Genomic DNA, 25,630 nt, shown 5'->3' on the forward strand with positions numbered 1-25,630 from the left:
AGAGGAGCGACACCATGCACCTGACCGCACTGCCGTGCGCGCCCGTGCCGGGACGCCTGACCGAGGGACCCGTTTGGCACGCCGGACGCGGTGACCTGCTGTGGGTGGACATCACGGCGGGCCTCGTCCACCGGGCCCCGCTGGTGGCCCGCGACGACGACAGCGGTCTGCCGGACCTGGGGGACCGGACGACCGTCAGCCTCGACCGGCCCGTCGGAGCGGTCGCGCCCTGCGCGTCCGGCGGGCTCATCGCGGCCGCCGGAACCTCCTTCCTGCGCGTCGACGAGGACGGCGTGGCCACGGAGTTCGCCGCCCCCGCCGTCCCCGACGACGGCACGCCGCGACGGTTCAACGACGCCAAGTGCGACCCGAGCGGGCGGCTGCTGGCCGGCACCATGGCGTACGACGCGACCCCCGGCGCGGGCGCCCTCTACCGCCTCGACCCCGACGGCACCGTGACGACCGCCCTGAGCCCCGTCAGCATCTCCAACGGCCTCGGCTGGAGTCCTGACGGTCGGCTGCTGTACTACGCGGACAGCCCGACGCACCGTGTCGACGTCTTCGACTACGACCCCGTCACCGGCACCCTCTCGGCCCGCCGCCCCTTCGCCGACACCAGCCCCGCCGGCATGCCGGACGGCCTGGCCGTCGACACCGAGGGCCGGGCCTGGGTGGCGGTGTGGGGAGCGGGACAGGTGAGGGCCTACGCCCCCGACGGCGCGCTCCACGCCGTCGTGACGGTCCCCGCCTCCCAGGTGTCCAGCTGCACCTTCGCGGGCCCGGACCTGGACCTCCTGATCATCACCACCGCGGCCGACGGGCTGACGGCCGCGCAACTCGCGGCCGAGCCGCACGCCGGCCGGATTTTCATCTGCCGGCCCGGTGCCACCGGTCTGCCGGTCGCGCCCTTCGCCGACGATCCGGCGCAGTTCTCCGGGTCCTCCACCACCTCATACGACCTCCGAGGTTCCGCATGACGACCGCCCCCCTGGTTCCCGCACTCGCCGTCGCACCCGTGATAGCGATCCTGCGTTCCCAGTCGCCCCGCCACTTCGCCGCCACGGCCGACGCCCTGCACGCAGCGGGCATCCGGGCCATGGAGTTCACCCTCACTACACCGGGAGTCCTGCACGCGTTGCGCGAGTACGCCGAGTCCAAGCCGGCCGGTACCGCCCTCGGCGCGGGCACCGTCATGACCCCGGCCGATGCGATGCGCGCCGTGGAAGCCGGCGCCACCTATCTCATCACGCCGGCCATCTGCCTGGACGTCATCAGGGAGGCCCGTCGCCTCGGCGTCCCGGTGCTCCCCGGCGCCCTGACGCCGAGCGAGATAGTGGCGGCGTGGGGGGCGGGCGCCACCAGGGTCAAACTCTTCCCCGCCTCGGCCGGAGGCCCGGAGTATCTGCGCGCAGTCCGGGCACCCTTGCCGCACGTCCCGCTCGTTCCCACGGGAGGGATCGACCTCGACCAGGCGCCGGCCTACTTCGCCGCGGGCGCGAGCGCCCTGGGCATGGGTAGCCCGCTGATCGGGGACGCGTGCGAGGGCGGCGACCTGGACGCGCTCCGGGAACGCGCCGCCACACTGTTGGACGGCATCCGCTCGTGACCGCGCTCGTCACCCTCGGGGAAACCATGGCCGTCCTGGCGGCCGACCGGCCCGGCCCGCTCGCCTCCGGCACTTCGCTCCGTCTGGGATTCGCGGGCGCGGAGGCCACGGTCGCCATCGGCGTCAGCCGCCTCGGCCACGCGGCGTCCTGGACCGGGCGGGTCGGCGCCGACAGCGCCGGCACGATGATCCTGGACGGGCTGCGCGGTGAGGCCGTCGACGTCACCCGCGCACGCGTCGAGGACACGGCACCCACCGGGCTCATGCTGCGCGAGCGACGCACACCCGACCACACCCGTGTCACTTACTACCGGCGCGGACTCGCGGGCGCCCGCCTCGGCCCCGAGGACATCGACCCGGAACTCGTCGCCCGGGCCCGGGTCCTGCACGTCACCGGCATCACCCCCGCCCTCGGCGACGGCCCGCGGGCGGCCGTACGGCGAGCCGTCGACCTGGCCCGCGCCGCCGGCGTCACCGTCAGCCTGGACCTCAACTACCGGGCCCGGCTGTGGAACCGGGAGGAGGCCGCAGCCGAGCTGATCCACCTCGTCACCCGCGCGGACATCGTCTTCGCCGGTCCCGACGAGGCCTCGCTGGTCGTTCCCGAGGCCGAACCCGCCACCATGGCACGCGACCTGCTCGACCTCGGCCCGCGCGAAGCGGTCCTGAAACTCGGCTCCCGAGGGGCCGTCGCGGTCACGCCCGGCGCCGAGGCCGTCCAGGACATCGTGCCGGTCACCCCGATGGATCCGATCGGCGCGGGCGACGCCTTCGTCGCCGGATACCTCGCGGGGCTCCTCGACGACACCGACCTCCCAGGCCGGCTCCTGCTCGCCGCGACGTGCGGGGCATTCGCGGTGGCCTCGCCCGGCGACTGGGAGGGCCTGCCCCGGCGTGCCGACCTGGACCTGCTCCACGGAGCGGACGTCACTCGCTGACCGGTGCCTCCCGGCCCCCGTCCACCAGCACGGCTCGACGCCACCCTCCACCCACTGCACCCCCACCCACTCCACCCACGAAAGACCTGCCATGAAGCGATTCACAGGGCGAACCGCCGTCGTCACCGGCGCATCGTCCGGCATCGGCGCAGCCAGCGCCGTACGTCTGGCCGCCGAAGGGGCCGCCGTCGCCCTCGCCGACATCGACGAGGCGGCGGGCACCGCACTCGCGCGGGAGATCCGCGACGACGGGGGCCGCGCGGAGTTCGTGCCGTGCGACGTCTCTTCCGAACAGGACTGGCGCAACCTGAAGGACCGCACGCACACGCTGTTCGGTCCGGTGGCCGTCGTGCACAGCAACGCCTTCACCCACACGCCCGCGCCCGCCCACGAACTGCCCGGCAGCGACTGGGACCGTGATATGGCCGTCAACCTCAAGGCGCCCTACCTGGCCGTACGCACCTTCCTCGACGACCTGCGCGCCGCCCGAGGCTCCTTCGTGGCCACGTCCAGCGTGCACGCACTGTGCAGCCTGCCGGGTTATCCGGCCTACGCCGCGGCGAAGGGAGGCATGTGCGCGCTCGTCCGCCAGCTCGCGGTCGAGTACGGGCCGGACGTGCGGTTCAACTCCGTGCTGCCCGGTCCGATCCTCACCGAGAACTGGCAGGACGTGGACGAGGAGGGCCGCCTGCTCTCCGCCCGTGCCACGGCCCTGGGACGGCTCGGTCACCCCGACGAAGTAGCGGCCGCCGTCGCCTTCCTCGCGTCCGACGACGCCTCGTACATCACCGGCACGAACCTGACCGTGGACGGCGGCTGGGCCGTGAAGAAGGAGTCCAAGTGAAGATCACCTCCCTGAGGACCTACCTCGTCGCCCCCCGCTGGTGCTTCCTGCGCGTGGACACGGACGAGGGCATCACCGGCTGGGGCGAGCCTGTCGTCGAGGGCCGTGCGCACACCGTCGCGGCCGCGGTCGAGGAACTGTCCGACTACCTGGTGGGCCAGGACCCGATGCGCATCGAGGACCACTGGCAGGTCCTGACCAAGGGCGGTTTCTACCGCGGCGGCCCGGTCCTGTCCAGCGCGGTCGCCGGCATCGACCAGGCACTGTGGGACATCGCCGGCAAGGCGCTGGGCGTGCCGGTGTGGCAGCTGCTCGGCGGCAACGTCCGCGACCGGGCGCGGGTGTACAGCTGGATCGGCGGCGACCGACCGACCGACGTCGCGCAGCAGGCCGCCGCCCGCAAGGCCGAGGGCTTCACGGCCATCAAGATGAACGCCTCGCCCCAGCTGGAACTGATCGACACGCCGCGGGCCGTCCGTGACATCGTCGAACGGGTGGAGAGCGTCCGCTCGGAGGTCGGCGACGGCTTCGACATCGCCGTGGACTTCCACGGCCGCCTCACCCTCCCCATGGCGCGGCGGGTGCTTCCCCTCCTGGAGCCGTACCTGCCGTTCTTCGTCGAGGAGCCGGTGGTTCCCGAGATGAGCGCCCACATCGGCGAGGTCGTGCGCTCCACCAGCATCCCCATCGCGACCGGAGAACGGTTGTACTCCCGGTGGGACTTCAAGCCGGTGCTCCAGCAGGGGATCGCCGTGGCCCAGCCCGACCTCTCGCACGCCGGTGGGATCTCTGAGGTGCGGCGCATCGCGGCGATGGCGGAGGCCCACGACGTTTCCCTGGCGCCGCACTGCCCGCTCGGCCCGATCGCGCTGGCCGCGTGCCTCCAGGTCGGCTTCGCGACACCCAACCTGCTGATCCAGGAGCAGAGCCTCGGGATCCACTACAACGCCGGGTCTGACCTGCTGGACTACCTCACCGACCGGTCCGTCTTCCGCTACGAGGACGGCCACGTCGCCCTGCTCACCGCACCGGGGCTGGGCATCGACGTCGACGAGAAGGCCGTCGAACGCGCCGCCGAGACGGGCCATCGCTGGCGCAACCCGGTGTGGCGACGGGGCGACGGCTCCCTCGCCGAATGGTGACGCGTTGAACCCCCGCGCCGTACGGGCACGGCAGCCGGCCGGGCGTCAGGAGGTCAAGGACTCCAGCCGCCGCCGAGTGGCCGGGCCGCAGACCCCCTGCGGGTCGCCACGGACGCCGTACTTCGCCTGGAACCGCTGCACCGCGTCGTCCAGGTGCTGGTCGTAGCGGCCTCGCTGGGGCAGGGACCACAGCCCCAGCTGCGCGAGGCGCCGCTGCAGATCGACGACCTGAGGACCCGTGTCGTGCCGGCGCAGTGTCGGCTTCTCGCCGGGCGTCGTCGGCGACGCGGGGGAGGGCGGCACGGTGCTCGGACTGCCGGATTGCTGTCCGGCGGCCGGCGCCGCGTTCGTGCGGGTGGATGCGTCCGTGGTCGGCGCCGACGGAGCCACCGGGGACGGTGTACGCACCGGGCTGTTCCCGGTCGTCGGCGGGGTGCGCCGGGGAGGGCTCGGGAGCGCGCCGGGGGACCGGGACGCCTCCGGCGGCGTGGTCGCTTCGTCCTCCCCATCGAGTACGTCGAGCCGGCTCGCGGGGGCCTGCGCCGTCGCCTCGCCGATGTCCTGGCTCCGGGCGAAGGCGTACGTACCCGCGAGGGCCGCGGAGCCGATCAGGGTGGCGAGGGCCGCGGTGACGCGCAGCGGTCGACGCTGCTTCGACGGCCGGTGCGCCCGGTGACCCGTCGGCCTGCTCATGACAACGGGCTGGCCGATGACGTCACCGCCGGGGCCGCTCCCGTACGCGGCCTGCGCCGCGACCCACGACACCGTGGCGGTGTCCAAGGTGCTCGGTGCGCCCACCGGCGCAGGTTCGTGCGGGGCGATGTACGGCCTGACCCAGTCCCGGTCGAACTGCGCCGGGGCGGGGGCCCGCCCTGCGCTCGCGTCGTGGTGCGCGATGCCGCAGGCGCAGCGCAAGGGGTCACCGCATCGGGGGCAGAAAGGGGTGCTCACCAAACTCCAGTCGGCTGTTCCGGGAAATACAGAATGACCCCTCGGTGCGCCACGTCGTACCGCTCTCGAATTGCCGGGCCCGAATGTAGAGGGTGCCCTGATGGTCGTCCGCTGCGGGACGGCCGTGTGGTGAAGGAGGGAGTGAATGGTGAATCTACTGTGTGCGGAGCTCTTGAATCCAGCCCGGTCGAGGCCCAGTTGATAACGATCGGCTAAACGTCCGACCGGTTCTGCCCCTGGGCCCTCCGCTGGGAGCGCCCGCGGTACCAATGTCTTGAACTGTTCGAACTTCTGTCAACAGGACGAGCCGGCGCCTCCCGTGTCCGCCTTGGCAGTGTGGCGGGTGCAGCGGCCGATCGTGCAAGATCTTCGGTGTTGACTTCCTTGGGCATGTGTCTGATTCTGTTCGGTGTAAGGAAGGGTGGTCGCGTCGGGCGAAATCGAGACCGGACCTCTCCGTGTATGGAGAATTCCGGTAGCTGGCCGTGCCCGGATAAGGAAAGTCCGCATTTTCGAGGGCGGTTTCCGGAATTCCCGCCGGAAAGAACTATCGACGGACGTGTCATAGCCTGAACAATAGGGCGACTTTCCCTCCCACTCAGGATGTCCCACGTGTCGACGAACCATCCCTCTGTTGTGGGTCGAATGACCGACCAGCAACTGTGTGACACCATCCGCACCGCGGACGCGGCCGCCCCGTCGGCCGAGACCGAGTTGCGCCGACGCCATGGCCCGAGGGTCTCCGCCTTCGCGCGAACGGCCTGCGGCGACCTGCTGCCGGCCCGGCGCGCCGCGGACCGCGCGACGGAGCAGTTCCTCGACCGGCTGGCCGCCACGACCGACGCCCTGAACCAGCCCCCTCGCCTGGCGTTGCTGGCGCTGGTGTCCGCGTCCGCATCCCCCGCACCGTCCGCGCCCTCCGGGGCGGGATCCGTTCCGCTGGACGCGGGGCTGCAGTCGTTCGTCCGCAAGGGGTTCGTCACCCTGTCGCCGCGCACGCAGTCCGTCCTGTGGCACTCCGTGGTCGAACGGGAGGCGGACGAGGACGTCGCGACGATCACCGGTGATCGGCCCGAGGCCGTACCGGACCTGGCTCACAGGGCGTTGGTAGCGTGCCGTGACGCCTTCCTACGAGTCCACCTGCAGGCGCGACCGACCCCGCACTGTCCCGCGTACGCACGCATGCTGGACGCCGCCGCGGGGCGCGCCGACGTGCGGGGGAACCCCGACCTGGCGCGTCCTGTCGACGGATGCCCCGGGTGCGCGGCCGCTCTGCGTGGCCTGGTCGCCCTTTGCGACACCCCTGGCCCGTTGCTGGCCGGCTCCCTGCTGGGTCCTGCCGGCCCGCTCTACCTCTCCGCGGCGACCCGCACGGACCAGGATCCGGATACCGAGGACACGCTGTCCCTGCCGGTCACGACCGCGACGGCCGTTGCGGGCGGGTCGGAGCCGATCGCCGGCGACCGGCCGTCCTTCTTCGCACGGAGGCCGGCCGGACGGATTTCCCTGGCTGTCGGGGCGGCCCTGATCACGACGACGGCGCTCGCCGTCGTCGTCCCGACGGCCTGGGGGCCCGAAGCGCCCGCCACGGTTCAGGGGCAGCCGCCGCGAGCACACGTCGAGGCGGGCGGCGCGGGGGCGCCGGCCCCGTCGGTGAGCAGGTCGAGGCCTTCCACATCCGCCTCACCCACTCGTTCCCCCAGCGCGTCGCCGTCCGCGACAGGCCCGTCGCCCAGTCACGGGCCCACGCCCAGCCCCACACCGACCGCGGAGGCCGCGACGGCCGACCCTGTTCAACCCTTCAGGGCCTCCTCGTTCGTTCCGGCCGTCAATTCCGCCACCGGTCTGTGTCTGGACGTCAGCGGCGGCACTTTCGCCAATGGCGTCGACGTGATCACCGCACGCTGCCGTGCCGGAGCGCCGGTCCAGCAGTGGCGTCTGGACGAAAGGGGACTCCTTCGCAATGCCGCCAACCCGAACTACTGCATGGACGCACGCGGTTCCGCGGGGGACGGCGTGGGCATCTGGTCGTGCTCGGCATTCGGCCGGCGCGAAGGGAACAACCTGGTGTTCTCCACCGATGCGACAGGACGCATCAAACCCCGGATCGCACCGGGCTACGCCGTCACGTCCGGGAGCGGTGAGCCCGGAGCACCCGTCACCTTCGGCCGCACGGGCTCGGCGGCCGAGCAGCGCTGGAACGAGCCCGCCGGGCAATCGCCGTCGGGTCACTAGTCAAACAGATTCAGACATGTTCCGATGGAAATCAACAGGGCGGGGTCCGTCCGGGGCCAGGCCTGCGGCGGCACCGTGCCGCAGGGCTTCCCGCCCTGCGCCTTCGATGGTTTCGCCCGGCAGCCCCTGCTGGGGCGGTTCTGCGGCGCTGTGGCGTCTGTGGAGGTCACAGGGACGCATCAATCCGAAACCCTCGGTTCACACTGTTGACTTATGACGGAAACGGCGCTTTTCTCTGTTGCATCAAGTTTGAAAACGGCCGACTGTGGCGGATTCCCCAGTGAGGGGCCCCGCCGGGGACTCGTCGGCCGAGGTCGGACACCTCTCCCTGCGAGTCTCCAGGGACCCGCAGCCCCGGGCGGCGCTCACGACGGCGGCCGGACCCCCACCCCATCGCACGTGCCCCACTGGTCGCCCGGTGCGACCCGTTCAAGCAAAGGGATCGACATGCTCACTCACCACCACCACCGCCGCCCGGTAGCGGCCGCGGCCCTGGGCCTGGCCACGATGCTCGTCCTGTCCTCGTGTTCCAGTGGTCAGGAGACGACGGGCGCCGCCGCGGACATCGGGAAGGTCGACGGGAAGATCTCCCTGACCTATCTGCAGAAGCAGGGCGACCAGGAGTACTTCATCGGCGAGGCCGCCGGCGCGAAGGCGAAGGCGAGTGAGCTCGGGATCGACCTGAAGGTGGTGAACCTGGGCAACGACGCGAACAAGACGGTGAGCGAGGCCCAGGCGGCCATCTCGCAGAAGAGCAACGGGCTGATCGTGGTCGTTCCCGACCCGGCCGTGGGCCCGCAGGTCGTACAGCTGGCGAAGACCGGCAAGGTGGCCCTCCTGACATCGGACGACCAGATCTGCAGCACCGGCCCGGACCCCTCCGCCTGCGGCGCCGACGACCTGGTGCCCCGCATCGGGTTCAGCGGCCAGCAGATGGGCGGCGAGGTCGGCAAGCGGGCCGCCGAGGAGTTCAAGAAGGCCGGCTGGAACCCGGCGGAGACGCGGACGATATCGGCCTGGAAGCAGGACGTCACCGTGTGCACCGACCGTGTCAACGCCTCGAAGAAGGCCTTCGCGGAGGCCGCGGGCGCACCGGTGCAGAACATCGACGTGCCGACGGACAACTCCCCGACGGGCGCCCAGGACAAGATCGCCGCGACGATCACCGCCAACGCCTCCGTGAAGCACTGGGTGGTCTGGGGCTGCAACGACGAGAACGTCCAGGGCGGGGTCACCGCCCTGGAGAACGCCGGCTTCACGGCCGACAACGTGATCGGCGTCGGCCTCGGCGCCTACCTCGCCTGCAAGAACTGGAGCTCCGGCAAGCCGTCCGGGATGAAGGCCGCGCTCTTCATCAACGGCAAGGACGTCGGCGCCCTGGCGGTGCAGACGATCTACGACAAGCTCAAGAACGGCAAGGACTTTCCGAAGGAAGCCTTCGCCCCGACCAAGATGGTCGACGCCTCCAACTGGAAGGACGCGGGAGTCACCTGCGGCTGAGCCCGCGCCCGCGGCCAGGACGGGTACGGCCGCCGCAGCGGCGGCCGTACCCGCTCCCGCCCACACCACCATCGCCGGCCGGCAGCGTCGCCGGCCCGAACGCCCCACGTAACCCCAGCTTGCGAGGCCCCCGATGACCACAGCCGGTACAGAGCCACCCGCCCCCGCCCAGGATCCCGGCGAAGAGATCTCCGTCGAGAACATCACCAAACGGTTCGGTGCGGTACAGGCGCTCAGCGGCGTCACGCTCACCTTCCCCCGGGGCCGGGTGACCGCCCTCATGGGGGAGAACGGAGCGGGCAAGTCGACCCTGCTGAAGATCCTCACCGGCGACCACCAGCCCACCGAGGGGAGCATCCTGTGGGACGGGCGCCCGCGGACCCTGTCCTCGCCGCACGACGCCCACAAGGCCGGGATCCGCATCATCCCTCAGGAACCCGAGATCATCCCGCATGTCTCGGTCGCCGAGAACGTGTACGCGGGGGCCCTGCCGCGTACCGCCCTGCGCCGACTCGACCGGGCGGAGCTGCGGCGCCGCATCACCGCGGACCTGGCCCGGCTCGGATTCGAGAAGGTCATCCACCCCGACCAGCTGGGGTCCGAACTCACCCCTGCACAGCGCCAGTTGGTGGAGATCCTGCGGGCGCTGACCGGTGACGCCAAGGTCATCGCCTTCGACGAACCCACTTCGTCCCTCTCCGAGAACGAGGTCGAAGCGCTCTTCGCCCTGATCGACCGGCTCCGGGACCAGGGCATCGCCGTCATCTACGTCTCCCACCGCATGAAGGAGATCTTCCGCCTCGCCGACCGGATCGCCGTACTGCGCGACGGCACGGTCGCCGGCGTGTTGGAGGCCCGCGACACCAACGAGGGGGAGGTCGTCCGCCTGATGGTGGGCCGTGACCTGTCCTCCCTGTTCGTGCGACAGGACGTGGCCCGCGACGAGGTGGTCCTGCAGTTGGAGGACGTCACCACGGACGACGTCAGCGGGATCGACCTCCAAGTCCGTGCCGGAGAGGTGGTCGCCCTGGCCGGGCTCATGGGGGCCGGGCGGTCCGAGCTGGCCCTCGCCCTCGCCGGCGACCGGCCCATCCGATCGGGCCGCGTCTGCGTGAACGGTCGCCCCCTGCGGCTGCGCAGCCCCCGGGACGCGATCCGCGCGAGCATCGGGCTCGCCCCCGAGGAGCGCAAGGCCCAGGCGCTGTTCCTCCACCGCTCCATCCGGGACAACACCTCCCTGGTCAGCCTGGACCGGCTGCGCCGCTGGCGCTTCGTCCAGAGCCGCCAGGAGAAGGCGGTGGCGCAGGACTTCTCCGACAGGCTGCGGGTGCGCACCCCCTCGATCGAGCACGAAGTGCGCAAACTGTCGGGCGGCAACCAGCAGAAGGTCGTGCTCGCCCGCTGGCTGCTGCGCAAGCCCAAGGTCCTGATCCTGGACGAGCCGACGCGCGGGATCGACATCGGTGCCAAGGCCGAGATCTACCGCATCATCGCCGACCTCGCCCGGGAGGGGGTCGCCCTGCTGGTGATCTCCTCCGAACTCCCCGAGGTCCTGGGCCTCGCCGACCGGATCGTCGTGATGCAGAACGGTCGCATCACCGGCGAACTGGGCCGCTCGGAAGCCACCGAGGAAGCCATCCTCAACCTCGCCATGGCCGACGACCTCGCCCCCGTCGCATCCGTCCGACCGCTCACAGACTCCGCCGATGGAGACGCTCGATGACCACCACCCAGACGCCGGCCACCACCGAGAACCTCCCCGCTCCGGCGCGGAAGACCGGAGGGGCCCTGCTCACCTCGCTCGGCGGGCAGAACCTCAGCCTGATCGGCGCCCTCGTCCTCGTCCTGGCCCTGTTCGGGTTCCTCAACGACAACTACCTCAGCCTCGCCAACATCCAGGTCATCGGCGAGGCGGTGACGATCACGGGGCTGCTCGCCATCGTCCAGACCGTCGTGATCATCTGCGGCGGCCTCGATATATCCGTCGGCTCCCAGGCCGGCCTGGCGTCCGTCGTGAGCGCCATGGTGTTCACGTCCGGCGGGTCCAATCCCTACCTGGGGATGGCCGCCGCGATCGGGATCGGCATCCTCGTCGGTGTGGTCAACGGCGTCGCCATCGTCTACGGCCGGGTCAACCCCACCATCGCGACGCTCGCGGGCCTGGCCGCCTACAAGGGCGTGGCCCAGCTCGTCTCCGACGGCCGCGCCCAGGGCTACGTACTCAACGATCCCCTCTTCGTGTTCCTCGGCCGGGGGAAGATCGCCGGGGTTCCGGTGATGATCTGGATCCTGGTGATCGTGGCGCTGGCGGTGCACGTGATGCTGAAGTACACGGACATCGGCCGCAACATCTACGCCATCGGCGGCAACGACACCGCGGCGCGACTGGCCGGCATCAACATCAACAAGTACCTGGTGGCCGTCTACGCGCTCATCGGTGTGGTCGCGGCGATCGCGGGCATCCTGCTGACCGCGCGGACCGGCTCGGGGCAGCCCGTCTCGGGAAGCGAGGGCCTCGAACTCAAGGCCATCACGGCGGCGGCGCTGGGTGGCTGTGCACTCAAGGGCGGCAAGGGCGGGATCGGTGGCACGCTCCTGGCGGTGGCGCTGCTCGGCGCGCTGGAGAACGGCCTGACCGTCGAGGGCATCAACACCTTCTGGCAGAACGTCGCCCAGGGCGCCCTCCTCGTCGCCGCCGTCGTCATCCAGCAGCGCCGAAGCGGTGAACGGGCCGTCGGCCTGCCTCACTGACCCGGGCGCGCACGACGGTAGTACGGCGCGGTCGGCCCGATGAGGCCCGCCCCTGGCAGGGGCCGGCCTCATCGGGCGAAACAGTCCTCCGACCTGAAACACGATCAATCACACGGAAGCCGAGGAGGATCGGGGAGAGGTTTTTCGTTCGGTACGCACCGCTGATATTCGTCGTAAGTGCCCGCACGGGCATAAAGAGATGGGACGGTCACCGGGGATGCCCACCGGATACGCAACCGGCAAATCCGCCCTTCGGTACGAAAGTTCGGCGAAGGTCCTGGGGAACCCCTTGCCCATCCTTATTGGATGCAGTGTACAATTGATCTCTGTCTGGAATTCGCTAGAGATCATTGGGTGGGACTGTGACGGATTCGGCACCGCTGGCGGCCCAGCGGCGAGAAGTCATCCTCGATACCGTGCGCCGCAAGGGAGCGGTGCGCGTCGCCGCGCTCGTGGAGCAGCTCGGGGTGTCCGACATGACCATCCGCCGGGACCTGGACGTGCTCGCGAGGGCCGGGTCGGTCGAGAAGGTGCACGGCGGGGCGGTGAGTACGTCGGGCACCACCTGCGACGAGCCCGGGTTCGAGACCAAGTCCACCCTCAAGTCGGCGGCCAAGGCCGCGGTCGCCGAAGCGGCTGCCCAGCTGGTCCAGCCTGGAAGTGTCGTGGCGATCTCGGGCGGGACGACGACCTACGCCGTCGCCCACCGTCTGCGCGACATCGCCAACCTGACCGTGGTGACCAATTCCCTGCCCGTCGCGGAGCTGCTGCGGTCGTTCGGGGCGGAGGACGGCTCCGCTGCCCCGACCCTCCTGGTCACGGGCGGGGCCCCCACCAAGTCGGCCTCCCTGGTGGGGCCGTTGGCGGACCAGGCGATCCGCTCGCTGCAGGTCGACCTGGTGATCGTCGGCGCGCACGGCGTTTCCGAGCGAGCCGGGGTGACCACCCCGAACCTCGCGGAGGCGGAGACCAATCGCACCCTGATCTCCGCCGCGACCCGGCTGGCCGTTGTGGCCGATCACAGTAAGTGGGGCGTCGTCGGGCTGAGCCGGTTCGCCGACCTGTCCGAGATCGACTACTTCGTCTCCGACGACGGACTCGCCGAACAGGCGCGCACCGTTCTCGGCGAACAGGTCGGCCGGCTGATCCTGGCGGAGACTCAGGGGACGTGAGGGGCGAGCGGCGCACCCCTGACCGGTGAAGCCGCCCGTCAGGGCTCGAAGCGGTAGCCGAAACCGCGGACGGTGACGATGCGCTCCTGGCCGATCTTGTGGCGCAATCGCTGCACGTGCACGTCGACGATCCTGTTGTCGCCGCTCCACGGCGCGCTCCACACCTGCTCCAGCAGCGCGGTCCGTGGCAGGACCACGCCGGGTTGCGCTGCAAAGGCGAGGACAAGCTTGAGTTCGGTGGGCGTGAGGTCGATTAGGCGGCCGGACCGCCGCACCGTCAGGCCTGCTCGGTCGATCCGCAGGTCACCGAAGTCCGTCGCCGACGTCCAAGGCGATGTCGGCGACGCCGGGCCATCGGCGGCGCGACGCAGTGCGCACCGGATCCGTGCCACGAGAACCGGTACGTCCAACGGCTTCGTGATGTAGTCGTCGGCGCCCGCCTCAAGACCCAGTACGACGTCCACGGGATCGGTCCGCGCGGAGATCAACAGCACGGGCGTGCGGCTCTCGGCGCGGATGCGCCCCAGCAGGCTGACTCCGTCGAGGCCGGGCAGGGCGACGTCCACGACGGCGACGGCAGGGCGCAGTTCCCGGAAGCGGGCCAGCCCGTCGTCGCCGTCGACGGCCGCGTGGACCTCGTACCCGTAGCGCCGGAGGGCGAGGGATGTGGCCTCGCGTGACAGCGCGTCGGCCTCGACCAGTAGTACGGAGGTCATGGCCCCGCCCATTGTCCGCCTTCACCCGTATTGAGCCGGCGCCATGCGCGCAGGCGCCCCGAAAACGTTCCGAGCCAAAGTGGCATTTCTGCGCTCATGTGACGGGGTGTCGCAAGTTTGGCCATGCACCAGGCGGGTGTCAAGCAATTGTGTGAGTGAGTAGCCGACCTTAAATACATTACGCTGCACGCCAGTTGGAGCGTCGGGCCGCGGTGCAATCTATTTCTCGATACCTCTTGGCCGCATATACGGCGTGGCGTTATGGTCCGCCATACGGGCGCGCACAGGAAAGCGGGGAAAAGCGACAGTGTCGGAACAAGGACGGCTCGTGGCCGGCCGCTACCGGTTCGTGCAGCGAGTCGGCCGCGGCGGCATGGGAACCGTCTGGCGTGCCGAGGACGAGCTCCTCGGCCGGCAGGTGGCGGTGAAGGTGCTCCACGTCCCCCGCACGTGCCGGACGACACGCTCCACGAACGCACCCGCCGCGAGGCGCGCAGTGCGGCCCGGATCGCCCACCCCCATGTGATCGTGGTGCACGACGCGGTCGAGGACGAGGGCCTGCCGTGCATCGTGATGGAGTACGTGCCCTCGATCACCCTGGAGGAAGCGCTGGAGCAGCGGGGTGCGCTCCCGACGGCCGAGGCCGCCCGGATCGGCCTCGCCGTCGTCGAGGCGCTGCGCGCGGCCCACGACATCGGGGTGTGGCACCGCGACGTCAAGCCGGCCAACATCCTGCTGGGGCACGACGGCCGGATCGTCCTCACCGACTTCGGCATCGCCGCCGTGAGCGGCACCGAGACGCTCACCAGGACCGGCGAACTGGTCGGCTCCCTCGCCTACCTCGCTCCGGAACGCCTGCGCGGCGGCGACGCCGGAGCCGCCGGTGACCTCTGGTCCCTCGGCGTCACGCTGTACCGGGCCGTCGAGGGGCGTCATCCCTTCGACCGGGAAGCGCCGATCGAGACGGCGTACGCCGTCGTCAGCGACCCGCACGCGCCACTGGCCGACGGGAGCCCCCCCCGCGTCCCTGATCGACGGGCTGCTCGTGAAGGAGCCGGAGCAGCGGACCGGCCTGGCCGAGGCGGAGCGACTCCTGCGCCGCGCGGCGGAGGGTGGGTCCGCCGGTCACGGCACGTCGTCCACCCCGCTCCACCGGGCCGCCCGCCCCGCCCGGCGCGTACGCGGGGGCCACCTGTGGTCCGGCGCGGCGGCCCTGGCAGCCGCGTGTGCCGTGACCGCGGCGCTGCTCTGGCCCGGCGCGCTCTTCGGCGACGGGTCCGCTTCCCGTTCGGGCGGTCGTGGCAGCACGGCAGCGCCGGCGCCGCCCGACGGCTACCGCTTCCAGGACGGGGGCGGGGTCACCTTGCCGGTGCCCACCGGCTGGCGCCGCGACGAGTTGGCGGGAGGTGAAATCGCCTTCGTCGATCCGTCGGGCCTCCTCGGACTGCGCGTAAAGGCCGACGCCTTCGCGGGCGCCGACGCGCTGGAACACTGGCGTACGACCGAGGAGGAGCAGACGCGCCGTGACAATCCGGGCTACGAGCGCGTGCGGATGACGGCGAGCACCGTCCACGGCAGGCCGGCGGGGTACTGGGAGTTCACCTTCGACGGCAAGGTACGCACGTTCCGTGCGGTCGAGGTGGCCTTCGCCGACACCGCCGGTACGCAGTACGTCGTCTACTTCTCGGCGCCGGATGCGGAGTGGGACCAGCACCGACCCGTCTTCGACACCGCCGTCGAAGGGCTGCGACTGCCCGACTGAGCCCACGACCGAGCCGGCAGTCACCGTAGTTGCCGGTCCGTCCGCCTCCCTGCCCATGAGGGGCGCGACACCCTGAGCCCGGCGGGCGAGCGCCTGGGAGTGCCGTACCCGAAGGTCGAACCCCGCGCACCGACCGTGCGCGTGAAGGCCCCGAGCCTGCCCCGCCGTTCCGTCCCGCCGCCGACCCCCGGCGGAATCGCCCTCACCTTCTCCTGCAAGGACATATGCTCATGCCCCTCGCCATACCGCTGTCGCCCGCCGGTCGGCCGGTCCGTCTCGTTACGGCCTGCACGGGCGCGCTGCTGCTCGCCGGCCTGGCCGCCGGCTCCCCGGCAGCCGCCGCCGACTCCATGTCCTACGACTTCGAGTCCTCCTCCCAGAAGTTGCCGTTCATGGCGATCAACGGCTTCGGCCGTGTCCTCGTCGGGCCCGCGCCGGGAGGCAGGTCGGGGCAGGCGGCGCGCGTGAACATCCCCAATGACGGACGTTCGTTCAAGTCCGAGCTGGTCATCAAGGGCCTGGACGCCGGTAGTCACCGTTTCGGCTTCGCCAACTACCTTCCCGGCGACTGGCAGGAGCGGGACCTCGACACCATCGTCGCCCAGTGGTTCAGCACGCAGGACGACGGCGGGGGCATCAAGCCCGTCGTCGCACTCTCGGTCCACGGTGCCGACTGGCAGCTGAAGGTCCATTGGATGACCAACGGTGAGATACAGGAGGCCGTCATCCCGCTGGGCGCCGCGCGTCCGGGGCATTGGAACCGATGGACCTTCGACATCACGTGGTCCTCCGCGGGCAGGCCCGGCTCGATCCACGTCACGCGGGACGGCGTCACCGTCGGCTCGCACCAGGGCGCCAACAACTACCACCGAGGCGAACCGCCGCACTTCAGGATCGGCGCCTACCGCCCCAACTGGCGTCCGGAGAAAGGCCCGTCGAAGCGGGCCGGAGCATCCGAAGCGGTCCTCTTCATCGACGACATCGCCATCACCAGTACGACCGCCGGCTCCCTGCCGGACGCCCGTGCGACCACTCCGGGGGGTGCTGCCTCCCCATCGCCGTCCCCGGCGGTGTCGACCGGCCCCACCCCGACGGGCTCGCCCTCCACCTTCTCGTCCGCCCGGGCCGGCGAAGCGCCGGCCGGGGGTGACGCCGCTCCCGAGGAGACGGCACAGGAAGCGCGGACCGACGCGACCGCGCACGGGAGCGCCGGTCGGATCGGCGTCGTCGGAGGCGCCGTGGGCGGCGCCGCGGCCCTGGCGGGAGGCGCTTTCGTCCTGCTACGGCGGCGCACTGCGAAGGACTCACCCCGCAGCGCACGCCGCCGGGCGCGCAGCTGACACGTCCAAACGTTGACTTTAGTTGTTTTCTGTTTATTCTTGTCGACGTATGGCTCGCGACAGCGCCGTACCGTACTCCGAGAGACGGGCACGTTTCCGTGAAGAGAACCCCGACGAAGCTCGCGGACGGCCGTGAGCTGATCTACTTCGACCTCGACGAGAGCGCAGAGCGCGACACGATCGACCGGCGCGTGCTGGAGCCCGTCGACAGTCACCCGGAGCTGCGCCTGGATCTGGCGACCGGCGACTGGGTCACGATCGCCTCGCACCGGCAGGGGCGCGTCCACCATCCGCCGACCGAAGCGTGCCCCCTGTGCCCTTCGGGGAACGGGCGCCACAGCGAGATACCGGCGGCGGACTACGAGGTGGCCGTGTTCGAGAACCGCTTCCCCTCGCTGGCGGGGCGCTTCGGACGCTGCGAAGTCGTGTGCTTCACGCCGGAGCACGGCGCGAGCTTCGCCGATCTGACCGAGGACCGCGCCCGGCTCGTACTCGACGCCTGGACGGACCGCACCGAGCGGCTGTCGTCCTTCGCCGGCATCGAGCAGGTGTACTGCTTCGAGAACCGCGGCGCGGAGATCGGCGTCACCCTCGCGCACCCGCACGGCCAGGTCTACGCCTTTCCCTTCGTCCCGCCGCGCACCGCCAAGATGATCGCCGTCGCCGACACGCACCGGGCCGTCACCGGCGGGAACCTCTTCGAGGACCTGCTGGCCGAGGCGCGGGCCGCCACCTCGCGCGTGGTGCTGGCGGGGGAGTACTGGACGGCCTTCGTCCCCTACGCCGCCCGCTGGCCGTACGAGGTGCACCTCTACCCCCATCGCCGCGTCCCCGATCTCACCCACCTCACGGAGACCGAGCGCGCCGAGTTCCCCGGCATGTACCTGGAGCTGCTGCGCAGGTTCGACCGGCTGTTCCGGCAGGACGGGGAGCCCGCTCGGACCGCCCCCACTCCCTACATCTCCGCCTGGCACCAGGCGCCGAAGACCGGCGGACACGAACTGGCGCTGCACCTGGAGCTGTTCACCGTGCGCAGGTCGGCGGGCAAGCTCAAGTTCCTGGCCGGGGTCGAATCCGGCATGGACTCCTTCGTCAACGACATCGCCCCGGAAGACGCGGCCCGGCGGCTCCGCGAGGTCGCGTCATGAGCCGGTACCTCGTGACCGGGGGAGCCGGCTACATCGGCAGCGTGGTCGTGGCCCACCTCCTCGAAGCCGGCCACTGCGTGACGGTGCTCGACGACCTGTCGACCGGCACGCCCCAAGCCGTTCCGGCGGGCGCCGAGTTCGTCCGGGGCGGTCTCGGCCATGCCGCCGCCCTCCTGTCCGCCGACCACGCCGCCGTCCTGCACTTCGCCGCCTCCTCGCAGGTGGCCGAGTCCGTACGCGACCCGGACAAGTACTGGCGCAACAACGTGACCGGCTCGCTGGAGCTGATGGCCGCCATGCGGCACGCAGACGTGCGCACCCTGGTGTTCTCCTCCACCGCTGCGGTCTACGGCGAACCCGAACGGCTGCCGATCGCCGACGACGCCCGCACCGCGCCCACCAGCCCCTACGGCGCGACCAAACTGGCCGTCGACCACCTGATCACCGGCGAGGCCGCCGCCCACGGGCTGGCCGCCGTGTCCTTGCGGTACTTCAACGTCGCGGGCGCCCACGCGGGCCACGGCGAGCGCCACGAACCCGAGTCGCACCTCATCCCGCTCATCCTCCAAGTGGCCCTGGGACGGCGCCCGCACATCGACGTCCACGGCGACGACTACCCCACGCGCGACGGCACCTGCGTACGCGACTACATCCACGTCGCCGACCTCGCCGAGGCCCACCTGCTGGCCCTGGAAGCAGCCCGTCCCGGCGAGCACCTGATCTGCAATCTGGGCAACGGCGAGGGCTTCACGGTCCGGGAGGTGATCGACTCCGTGCGACGGGTCACGGGCCGGACGATCCCGGAGGTCGTCCGCCCCCGCCGTCCCGGCGACCCCGCGGTACTGGTCGCCTCCGCGGCCCGCGCGCGCGAGCGCCTGGGCTGGCGGCCCCGCCACACCGACCTGGACTCCATCGTGGCCGACGCCTGGGCCTTCGCACGTGAGGTGACCGCATGAAGGAGGCCTTCCGACGCATCTACGGCGCCTACCCGGAGGGGGTCTGGGCAGCGCCCGGCCGGGTCAACCTGATCGGCGAACACACCGACTACAACGACGGCTTCGCACTGCCCATCGCCATCCCCCAGCACACCCTGGTCGCGGCGCGCAGGCGCCAGGACGGCCGCCTGCGGCTGCACAGCGCCCAGGGGGACGGCCCGGTCATCGACCTCCACGTCGAGCGACTCACCCCCGGCGCCGTCACCACATGGGGCGCCTACCCGGCGGGGGTCGTCTGGGCGCTGCGCGAAGCCGGACACCGGCCCGGGGGCGCCGACCTCCACATCGACAGCACGGTGCCCACCGGCGCCGGCCTTTCGTCCTCCGCCGCGCTCGAGTGCGCGGTCGCCTTCGCCTACAACGACCTCTACGGGCTGAACCTGAGCGCAACCGCCCTCGCGCTGATCGGCCAGCGTGCGGAGAACGGCTTCGCCGGAGTGCCGTGCGGGGCCATGGACCAGTTGGCCTCCGCCTGTTGCACCGCCGGTTCGGCCCTGCACCTGGACATCCGCGCCGGGGCCCACGAGGAGGTCCCCTTCGCCCCGGAGACCCAGGGGATGAGCCTGCTGGTCGTGGACACCCGGGTGAAACACGACCTCGGCGACGGCGCGTACGCGGCTCTGCGGGCCGGGTGCGAGCAGGCCGCCCGGCTGCTCGGGCTGGCGGCACTGCGCGACCTCACTCCCGCGGACCTGCACGGGGCGGCCGCAGTACTCCCCGCCCACCTGGTGCCCCTGGTCCGGCACGTGGTGACGGAGAACGCGCGGGTCACCGACGCCGTCGTCCGCCTTCGGGCCGGGCACCTGGCGGCGTTGGGACCGATTCTCACGGCCGGCCACGCATCGCTGCGCGACGACTTCCGGATCTCCTGCCCGGAGAGCGACCTCGTCGTGGACACCGCCCTGGCGTACGGAGCTCTCGGGGCGCGCATGACCGGTGGCGGTTTCGGCGGGTCCGTCATCGTGCTGGCGGAGGAGGACCGGGTGGAAGCGATCGGCGCCGCTGTCACCACCGCGTTCCGTACGGCCGGGTACCAGGCTCCGCAGCTGTTCCCGGTCTCCCCGGCCGTCGGCGCCCGGCGCATTGTGTGAGAACACGGTGAGGCCGAAGCCCTCCGACGTAGACTGTTCGTTCGTGAGGAATGCCGTGCGACTTCGGCGGCGTACACGGACGGCGCGCAGAGGAACGGGGGACGAGATCGTGACCGAGTCAGCACGCCTTGCACCGCAGCGGCGGGCGCTCATCCTCGACATCGTGCGCCGCGAGGGCGCCGTGCGGGTGGCCGATCTCGTGGAACAGCTGGGCGTGTCCGACATGACCATTCGTCGTGACCTCGACGTGCTCGCCCGCACCGGTTCCCTGTCGAAGGTGCACGGGGGCGCGATCAGCGCCTCCGTCACCACAGGAGACGAACCACCCTTCGAAACGAAGGCCGGTCTGGAATCGCGGGCCAAGTCGGCGGTGGCCGAGGCCGCCTCCGCCCTCGTGAAACCGGGCAGCGTCGTGGCCATTTCCGGCGGAACGACGTCCTACGCGGTAGCGGCCCGGCTCCGGGACGTCGCGGGTCTGACGGTGGTGACCAACTCCCTGCCGGTCGCCCAATTGCTGCGGCCCACCGGGGCCGAGGCCGGTCCCGCGGGCCCCACGCTGCTCCTGACCGGCGGCACTCCCACCAAGTCGGCCTCGCTCGTCGGCCCCCTCGCCGACCAGGCGATCCGCTCCCTCCAGGTGGACCTGCTCATCATCGGCGCCCACGGCGTCTCCGAACGTGCCGGTGCGACGACCCCGAACCTCGCCGAGGCCCAGACCAACCGGGCACTGATCGACTGCGCCACTCAGGTGGCCGTGGTCGCGGACCACACCAAATGGGGCGTCGTCGGTCTCAGCCGGTTCATCGCCCTCTCGCAGATCGACTACTTCGTCTCCGATGACGGCCTCGACCCCGATGCGTGCTCCGTCCTGAGGGATTCGGTGGGAGAACTGCTCCTGGGCACCACCCAGCCCTGAGCTCCGGCACCGACAAGGCCTCAGGCAGGATCGAGGGCCTGGATCTCGTCGAGGTGGTTCTCGACCCAGTTCCGCAGCTGCCCCAAGGGCTCCGCCACGCTGTGGCCGAGCTCCGTGAGCGCGTACTCCACGTGCGGCGGCACTGCCGGGTACACGGTCCGATCGACGAACCCCTTCTCCTCCAAGCGGCGCAGCGTGTTGGTCAGGACCTTCGGACTGACACCCTGGAGGCGGCGGAGCAGGGCGCCGAAGCGCTGCGGTCCGTCCTCCATGGCGCCGATGGCCAGCGCGGACCACTTGTTGGCCAGGAGATCGAGCACCTCGCGGCACGGGCACTGCGCCGCGTAGACATCGTGCTGGTCGTGCCGCTCCGACGTACAGCCCATGACCATGGCTTTCACTCCCTGTCCGGTGCGTCGTCCACCTCGATACTTCCCAATGGGAAGTAGCCTCCCTTGCAGGTTACTACGTCCCCGGGGGTACCGTCCGGAACGGGTCTCCGGCTCCCCCCGGCCCGGGTCAGGAGCCCGGATCGCCGGAGTCGGAACCCCCGACCGGCGTCGCCTCAGGACAGCGTCCTGACGCCGTCGGCCGCCCCGGAGAAGAAGACCACCGTAAGAGGAAGCGGGATGAACGAGATGCCGAACGAGACGCCGGACGAGACGATGCGGGCGGTCGCCTACCGCGCGAGCCTGCCGGTCGAGGACGACGAGAGCCTGGTGGACATCGAACTGCCCGTGCCGCGGCCCGGCCCGCACGACCTCCTCGTCCGGGTCGAGGCCGTCGCGGTCAATCCGGTCGACTACAAGGTGCGCCGCAACAACGACCCGGGCGGCCGCCCCAAGGTGCTCGGCTGGGACGCGGCCGGCACCGTCGTCGCGGTCGGCGACCGGGTCGAGCTGTTCGCGGTCGGCGACGAGGTCTACTACGCCGGCGCGATCGACCGCCCCGGCACCAACGCCCAGTACCACGTCGTCGACGAGAGCATCGTCGGGCCCAAGCCGGGCACCCTTTCCTTCACCGACGCCGCAGCCCTGCCGCTGACCTCCCTCACCGCCTGGGAGGGCCTCTTCGAACGGCTCGGCCTGCGCGAGGGAGGAGCCGGACGGGAGAGCGGCACGCTGCTGGTGACAGCGGCCGCCGGCGGCGTCGGAGCCATGGTGGCGCAACTGGCCCGGGCCCTCACCGACCTGACGGTGATCGGCACCGCCTCGCGGCCGGAGAGCGCCGACTTCGCACGCCGGATGGGCGTCACGCACGTCGTCGACCACCACCGCCCGCTGCCACAGCAGGTGGCCGAGGTCGCACCCGGCGGCCTGGACCACGTCTTCAGCACGGCCGGCACGGACCGCAACCTCGCCGCCTACGCCGACATGCTGGTGCCCTTCGGCGGGATCGTTGCCATCGACGACTTCGGGCCCGCGGAGATCGGGCTGCTGAAGTCCAAGAGCATCTCCTTCCACTGGGAGCTGATGTTCACCCGGTCGCTGTACCGCACCCCGGACCGGGCTCGGCAGCACGACATCCTCACTCGCGTCGCCGGGCTCGTCGACCGCGGCGCCCTCGCGACGACCGCCACCACCGACCTCGGCACGGTCAACGCGGCCCATCTGCGCGAAGCCCACCGGATCCTGGAATCCGGCAGCGCCATCGGCAAGATCACCCTCACCGGTTTCTGAGCCGGTGCCAGAGCTCACCCCGCGCGCCGCCCCGGCGCCTTCCGACCCGAGGAGAAGGCCATGTCCCCCCTTTCCCACCCGCTCGTCGCCCTTGCCCGCGTGCGCGCGAAGCCGACGCGGCGCCGCGCGTTGCAGGAGGCCCTGGCCGCACTGGTCGAACCGTCCCGCGCCGAGAGCGGGTGCTTCGACTACGCGCCGTTCGAACTGCTGGAGGAGCCCGGCACCTTCTACGTACGCGAGACCTGGGCCGACCAGGAGGCCCTCGACTTCCACATGGCCACGCCCCACTTCCAGGCCTTCGCAGCCCGCTTCGAAGAGCTCCTGGCGGAGCCGATCAAGCTGATTCCGCTGCGCGAGGTCCCCGTCGCCGCCACGGCCGACCCGGCCTGACAGCCGCCTGCCCGCCTGCCCGCCTGGCACAGGCGGGCTCCCTCGACACCAGCAAGCCGAGGAGATCCCATGCCTCGCACCGCCCGCCTGACCACAACCGTTCCGAGCTCCCACAAGGTCAGCCCGTGCGCACACCGCTACGAGCTGCCCGCGGACCTCAAGGCCCCACGCCTGCTCCGGACCTGGATCATGGCCCGGCTCGCCGGATGGCACCTGCACGGGCCGAGCGACGACCTCCTCCTGATCGCGACGGAACTGGCCACCAACGCCGTGCGCCACGGCGGCACCCCGGCCCGGATCACCCTGGCCCTGCGATGTCCCGACACCGGCCAACGGGTGGTGCGGCTGGAAGTCGAGGACTCCGGCCCGGGTTTCGACCCGCGCTCGCGCACCCACTCGGTCCACGTCGAGAGCTGCACGGGCCGCGGCCTGCTGCTGGTGGACACGCTGAGCAGCGCCTGGGGAGTCCGGCCGACGGCGGCCGGCCAGCTGGTCTGGGCGGAGCTGCCGACCTGACCGTCCGCAGCAAGGACTTGCCATCGAGCTGATGTTTACGCAAACATTCAGGATGGCGACAGTCCCGCGCGCGATCCGCGCGCCCCTGCTCAGTTGAGGAGCACGCGCATGCCCCTTCTCCAGATCGAAGACGACGGATTCCGGCTCGACGGAGATCCCTTCCGCATCCTCTCGGGCGGACTGCACTACTTCCGCGTCCATCCCGAACTCTGGGCCGACCGGCTGCACAAGGCCCGTCTCATGGGGCTCAACACGGTGGAGACGTACGTGCCGTGGAACCTCCACCAGCCGCGGCCCGACGAGTTCCGCATGGACGACGGGCTCGATCTGCCCCGGTTCCTCGATCTCGCCGCCGCCGAGGGGCTGCACGTACTCCTGCGGCCCGGCCCCTACATCTGTGCCGAATGGGAGGGCGGCGGCCTGCCCTCGTGGCTCCTGGCCGACCCGTCCATGCGGCTGCGCAGCCGCGACCCGCAGTTCCTCGCCGCGGTCGAGGACTACTTCAGCCGGCTCCTGCCCCCGCTGCACGACCGCCTCGCCACCCGGGGTGGGCCGGTGCTGGCCGTGCAGGTGGAGAACGAGTACGGCGCGTACGGAGACGACACCGCCTACCTGGAGCACCTCGCCGACTCCCTGCACCGCCACGGCGCCGACGTCCCGCTCTTCACCTGTGACCAGCCGGCCGACCTCGAACGAGGGGCGCTGCCGGGCGTGCTCGCCACCGCTAACTTCGGCAGCCGGTCGGAGGCACACCTCGCGACCCTGCGCACCGCCCGGCCGTCCGGGCCGCTGCTCTGCACGGAGTTCTGGATCGGCTGGTTCGACCGGTGGGGCGCACACCATGTCGTCCGCGGCGCGGAGCAGGCGTCCCAGGAGCTCGACGAGCTGCTCGCGACCGGGGCCTCCGTGAACTTCTACATGTTCCACGGCGGCACGAACTTCGGCTTCATGAACGGCGCCAACGACAAGCACACCTACCGGCCGACCGTGACCTCCTACGACTACGACGCCCCCCTCGACGAGGCCGGCGACCCGACCGAGAAGTTCGCCGCGTTCCGCAAGGTAATCGCCAAATACGCCCCGGTCCCGGCAGAGGTACCGCCCCCACGTGCTGCGAAGTTCAGCCTGGAGGCGGTGGAGCTGACCGAGAGCATCGGTCTGCTGGACGCCGCACCGGCCCTCGGGGACGCCGTCGCCTCGCCTCGTCCGCTGACCATGGAGGAACTCGGACAGGGCTACGGCTTCGTGCTGTACGAGGCGGACCTGCCGGATGCCGGGCCCGCCCTGCTCGAACTGGAGCAGGTACGCGACCGCGCCCAGGTATTCGTCGACGGCCAGCCGGTGGGGGTGCTGGAGCGGGAGAGCCACGAGCACGCCCTCACTTTCGCGGTCCCGCGGCCGGGCGCCGTCCTGAGCGTTCTCGTCGAGAACCAGGGGCGGGTGAACTACGGCTGGGGCATCCACGACCGCAAGGGACTGCTCGGCCGCGTCTCGCTCGACGGCTCCCCGCTCGACGGATGGACCAGCCGTCCGCTGCCGCTCACGGCCCTTGAGGACCTGCCGTTCGGCGCCGGGGCGGCCACACCGACCGGACCGGCCTTCTACCGGGGCACCTTCGACGCGGACCGGCCGGCCGACACCTTCCTCCACCTCGGCGGCTGGCGGAAGGGCAGCGTCTGGGTCAACGGCTTCGCCCTCGGCCGCTACTGGTCCCGGGGCCCCCAGCGCTCGCTGTACGTCCCCGGCCCGGTGCTGCGCAGGGGCGCGAACGAAGTCGTCGTGCTCGAACTCCACGCACCCGGCCCTGACCGGAAGGTGGCCTTCCGGGACGCGCCCGACCTCGGCCCCGTCGAGGACTGAGCGCCCCGGCGGCCGTGCGGGGCCGTGTCCCACGTCGTGGAATCACACGGCCCCACCGGTGCCGGGGCGAAGGGGCGG

At 71.2% G+C, this 25,630-nt stretch carries 24 protein-coding genes; 21 read left to right on the plus strand and 3 right to left on the minus strand.

The features are described 5' to 3' along the window. The first annotated feature begins 14 nt into the window (after nt 1-14). The 5 genes from OG207_RS42515 to dgoD all read left to right on the plus strand — a co-directional run bounded on the left by OG207_RS42515 (nt 15) and on the right by dgoD (nt 4,530). Entirely contained in the window at nt 15-977 is a 963-nt protein-coding gene (locus OG207_RS42515) for an SMP-30/gluconolactonase/LRE family protein (RefSeq protein ID WP_329106947.1), read from the plus strand. Then, nucleotides 974-1,606 carry a bifunctional 4-hydroxy-2-oxoglutarate aldolase/2-dehydro-3-deoxy-phosphogluconate aldolase gene (locus OG207_RS42520; protein ID WP_329106948.1) on the plus strand — a complete coding sequence of 211 codons (633 nt, stop codon included), beginning with the start codon at nt 974-976 and terminating at the stop codon, nt 1,604-1,606. Before OG207_RS42515 ends, OG207_RS42520 begins: the two co-directional genes overlap by 4 nt. Beyond that, nucleotides 1,603-2,544 carry a sugar kinase gene (locus OG207_RS42525; protein ID WP_329106949.1) on the plus strand — a complete coding sequence of 314 codons (942 nt, stop codon included), beginning with the start codon at nt 1,603-1,605 and terminating at the stop codon, nt 2,542-2,544. Before OG207_RS42520 ends, OG207_RS42525 begins: the two co-directional genes overlap by 4 nt. A 91-nt stretch (nt 2,545-2,635) precedes the next feature. Further along, nucleotides 2,636-3,388 carry an SDR family NAD(P)-dependent oxidoreductase gene (locus tag OG207_RS42530; RefSeq protein WP_329106951.1) on the plus strand — a complete coding sequence of 251 codons (753 nt, stop codon included), beginning with the start codon at nt 2,636-2,638 and terminating at the stop codon, nt 3,386-3,388. Further along, a complete protein-coding gene (gene dgoD / locus OG207_RS42535; RefSeq protein ID WP_329106953.1) occupies nt 3,385-4,530 on the plus strand; it encodes a galactonate dehydratase in 1,146 nt (381 codons plus the stop codon). Before OG207_RS42530 ends, dgoD begins: the two co-directional genes overlap by 4 nt. 45 nt (nt 4,531-4,575) lie before the next feature. On the opposite strand, the gene OG207_RS42540 is transcribed toward dgoD, so the two are convergent. Beyond that, a complete protein-coding gene (locus tag OG207_RS42540; protein WP_329106955.1) occupies nt 4,576-5,481 on the minus strand; it encodes a peptidoglycan-binding protein in 906 nt (301 codons plus the stop codon). Between the two features lie 645 nt (nt 5,482-6,126). On the opposite strand from OG207_RS42540, the gene OG207_RS42545 reads away from it, so the two are divergent. The 5 genes from OG207_RS42545 to OG207_RS42565 all read left to right on the plus strand — a co-directional run bounded on the left by OG207_RS42545 (nt 6,127) and on the right by OG207_RS42565 (nt 13,139). Then, nucleotides 6,127-7,716 (plus strand): ricin-type beta-trefoil lectin domain protein, encoded by a 1,590-nt coding sequence (locus OG207_RS42545; protein WP_329106957.1) that lies wholly within the window; start codon nt 6,127-6,129, stop codon nt 7,714-7,716. Between the two features lie 447 nt (nt 7,717-8,163). Beyond that, on the plus strand, nt 8,164-9,216 hold the full coding sequence (locus OG207_RS42550) for a substrate-binding domain-containing protein (RefSeq protein ID WP_266355720.1): 1,053 nt from the start codon (nt 8,164-8,166) through the stop codon (nt 9,214-9,216). Between the two features lie 133 nt (nt 9,217-9,349). Next, nucleotides 9,350-10,939 carry a sugar ABC transporter ATP-binding protein gene (locus OG207_RS42555; RefSeq protein WP_329106961.1) on the plus strand — a complete coding sequence of 530 codons (1,590 nt, stop codon included), beginning with the start codon at nt 9,350-9,352 and terminating at the stop codon, nt 10,937-10,939. Further along, nucleotides 10,936-11,967, plus strand: a complete 1,032-nt coding sequence (locus OG207_RS42560; RefSeq protein WP_266355724.1) for an ABC transporter permease — start codon at nt 10,936-10,938, stop codon at nt 11,965-11,967. The genes OG207_RS42555 and OG207_RS42560 overlap by 4 nt, the downstream gene beginning before the upstream one ends. Before the next feature lie 362 nt (nt 11,968-12,329). Beyond that, nucleotides 12,330-13,139 (plus strand): DeoR/GlpR family DNA-binding transcription regulator, encoded by an 810-nt coding sequence (locus tag OG207_RS42565; protein ID WP_329106967.1) that lies wholly within the window; start codon nt 12,330-12,332, stop codon nt 13,137-13,139. Between the two features lie 38 nt (nt 13,140-13,177). On the opposite strand, the gene OG207_RS42570 is transcribed toward OG207_RS42565, so the two are convergent. Further along, nucleotides 13,178-13,855 (minus strand): response regulator transcription factor, encoded by a 678-nt coding sequence (locus OG207_RS42570; RefSeq protein ID WP_329106969.1) that lies wholly within the window; start codon nt 13,853-13,855, stop codon nt 13,178-13,180. Between the two features lie 450 nt (nt 13,856-14,305). Here OG207_RS42570 and OG207_RS42575 point away from each other — a divergent pair, with 450 nt between their 5' ends. The 7 genes from OG207_RS42575 to OG207_RS42605 all read left to right on the plus strand — a co-directional run bounded on the left by OG207_RS42575 (nt 14,306) and on the right by OG207_RS42605 (nt 21,107). Further along, complete coding sequence (locus tag OG207_RS42575) at nt 14,306-15,265, plus strand: serine/threonine-protein kinase (RefSeq protein ID WP_329106972.1); 960 nt, start codon at nt 14,306-14,308, stop codon at nt 15,263-15,265. Continuing rightward, the gene (locus OG207_RS42580) at nt 15,225-15,617 is read left to right on the plus strand and encodes a hypothetical protein (protein ID WP_329106974.1); all 393 of its coding nucleotides are present in this window, start codon (nt 15,225-15,227) and stop codon (nt 15,615-15,617) included. The genes OG207_RS42575 and OG207_RS42580 overlap by 41 nt, the downstream gene beginning before the upstream one ends. Before the next feature lie 230 nt (nt 15,618-15,847). Further along, the gene (locus OG207_RS42585; RefSeq protein WP_329106975.1) at nt 15,848-16,957 is read left to right on the plus strand and encodes a heparin lyase I family protein; all 1,110 of its coding nucleotides are present in this window, start codon (nt 15,848-15,850) and stop codon (nt 16,955-16,957) included. Nucleotides 16,958-17,055: 98 nt separating this feature from the next. Beyond that, nucleotides 17,056-18,105 carry a galactose-1-phosphate uridylyltransferase gene (galT, locus tag OG207_RS42590; protein ID WP_329106977.1) on the plus strand — a complete coding sequence of 350 codons (1,050 nt, stop codon included), beginning with the start codon at nt 17,056-17,058 and terminating at the stop codon, nt 18,103-18,105. Further along, nucleotides 18,102-19,061, plus strand: a complete 960-nt coding sequence (gene galE, locus OG207_RS42595; RefSeq protein WP_329106979.1) for a UDP-glucose 4-epimerase GalE — start codon at nt 18,102-18,104, stop codon at nt 19,059-19,061. Before galT ends, galE begins: the two co-directional genes overlap by 4 nt. Then, nucleotides 19,058-20,191, plus strand: coding sequence for a galactokinase (gene galK / locus OG207_RS42600; RefSeq protein WP_329106981.1), 1,134 nt, complete (start codon nt 19,058-19,060; stop codon nt 20,189-20,191). Before galE ends, galK begins: the two co-directional genes overlap by 4 nt. Nucleotides 20,192-20,300: 109 nt before the next feature. Next, nucleotides 20,301-21,107: a DeoR/GlpR family DNA-binding transcription regulator gene (locus tag OG207_RS42605; protein WP_329106983.1), complete on the plus strand. Its 807-nt coding sequence runs from the start codon at nt 20,301-20,303 to the stop codon at nt 21,105-21,107. A 20-nt stretch (nt 21,108-21,127) separates the two neighbouring features. Here the strand turns inward: OG207_RS42605 and OG207_RS42610 are convergent, their stop codons facing one another. Then, complete coding sequence (locus OG207_RS42610; RefSeq protein WP_266355743.1) at nt 21,128-21,493, minus strand: winged helix-turn-helix transcriptional regulator; 366 nt, start codon at nt 21,491-21,493, stop codon at nt 21,128-21,130. Between the two features lie 243 nt (nt 21,494-21,736). Here OG207_RS42610 and OG207_RS42615 point away from each other — a divergent pair, with 243 nt between their 5' ends. From OG207_RS42615 to OG207_RS42630, 4 genes are all read left to right on the plus strand, one after another. Continuing rightward, entirely contained in the window at nt 21,737-22,786 is a 1,050-nt protein-coding gene (locus tag OG207_RS42615) for a zinc-binding alcohol dehydrogenase family protein (RefSeq protein ID WP_329106987.1), read from the plus strand. Nucleotides 22,787-22,846: 60 nt separating this feature from the next. After that, entirely contained in the window at nt 22,847-23,176 is a 330-nt protein-coding gene (locus OG207_RS42620; RefSeq protein WP_329106988.1) for a putative quinol monooxygenase, read from the plus strand. 69 nt (nt 23,177-23,245) lie between these two features. Beyond that, nucleotides 23,246-23,692, plus strand: a complete 447-nt coding sequence (locus tag OG207_RS42625; protein WP_329106990.1) for an ATP-binding protein — start codon at nt 23,246-23,248, stop codon at nt 23,690-23,692. Between the two features lie 108 nt (nt 23,693-23,800). After that, a complete protein-coding gene (locus OG207_RS42630; protein ID WP_329106992.1) occupies nt 23,801-25,552 on the plus strand; it encodes a glycoside hydrolase family 35 protein in 1,752 nt (583 codons plus the stop codon). Nucleotides 25,553-25,630: the final 78 nt, after the last annotated feature.

It is taken from the genome of Streptomyces sp. NBC_01439 (assembly GCF_036227605.1).
Taxonomy (GTDB): Bacteria; Actinomycetota; Actinomycetes; order Streptomycetales; family Streptomycetaceae; genus Streptomyces.

What these genes read in the sequence shown, in the direction of transcription:
- OG207_RS42515 (WP_329106947.1), top strand. Translation starts at nt 15, where the DNA reads ATGCACCTGACCGCACTGCCGTGCGCGCCCGTGCCGGGACGCCTGACC.
- OG207_RS42520 (WP_329106948.1), top strand. Translation starts at nt 974, where the DNA reads ATGACGACCGCCCCCCTGGTTCCCGCACTCGCCGTCGCACCCGTGATA.
- OG207_RS42530 (WP_329106951.1), top strand. Translation starts at nt 2,636, where the DNA reads ATGAAGCGATTCACAGGGCGAACCGCCGTCGTCACCGGCGCATCGTCC.
- OG207_RS42545 (WP_329106957.1), top strand. Translation starts at nt 6,127, where the DNA reads ATGACCGACCAGCAACTGTGTGACACCATCCGCACCGCGGACGCGGCC.
- OG207_RS42550 (WP_266355720.1), top strand. Translation starts at nt 8,164, where the DNA reads ATGCTCACTCACCACCACCACCGCCGCCCGGTAGCGGCCGCGGCCCTG.
- OG207_RS42555 (WP_329106961.1), top strand. Translation starts at nt 9,350, where the DNA reads ATGACCACAGCCGGTACAGAGCCACCCGCCCCCGCCCAGGATCCCGGC.
- OG207_RS42560 (WP_266355724.1), top strand. Translation starts at nt 10,936, where the DNA reads ATGACCACCACCCAGACGCCGGCCACCACCGAGAACCTCCCCGCTCCG.
- OG207_RS42570 (WP_329106969.1), bottom strand. Translation starts at nt 13,855, where the DNA reads ATGACCTCCGTACTACTGGTCGAGGCCGACGCGCTGTCACGCGAGGCC.
- OG207_RS42585 (WP_329106975.1), top strand. Translation starts at nt 15,848, where the DNA reads ATGCCCCTCGCCATACCGCTGTCGCCCGCCGGTCGGCCGGTCCGTCTC.
- galE (WP_329106979.1), top strand. Translation starts at nt 18,102, where the DNA reads ATGAGCCGGTACCTCGTGACCGGGGGAGCCGGCTACATCGGCAGCGTG.
- galK (WP_329106981.1), top strand. Translation starts at nt 19,058, where the DNA reads ATGAAGGAGGCCTTCCGACGCATCTACGGCGCCTACCCGGAGGGGGTC.
- OG207_RS42610 (WP_266355743.1), bottom strand. Translation starts at nt 21,493, where the DNA reads ATGGGCTGTACGTCGGAGCGGCACGACCAGCACGATGTCTACGCGGCG.
- OG207_RS42615 (WP_329106987.1), top strand. Translation starts at nt 21,737, where the DNA reads ATGAACGAGATGCCGAACGAGACGCCGGACGAGACGATGCGGGCGGTC.
- OG207_RS42620 (WP_329106988.1), top strand. Translation starts at nt 22,847, where the DNA reads ATGTCCCCCCTTTCCCACCCGCTCGTCGCCCTTGCCCGCGTGCGCGCG.
- OG207_RS42625 (WP_329106990.1), top strand. Translation starts at nt 23,246, where the DNA reads ATGCCTCGCACCGCCCGCCTGACCACAACCGTTCCGAGCTCCCACAAG.
- OG207_RS42630 (WP_329106992.1), top strand. Translation starts at nt 23,801, where the DNA reads ATGCCCCTTCTCCAGATCGAAGACGACGGATTCCGGCTCGACGGAGAT.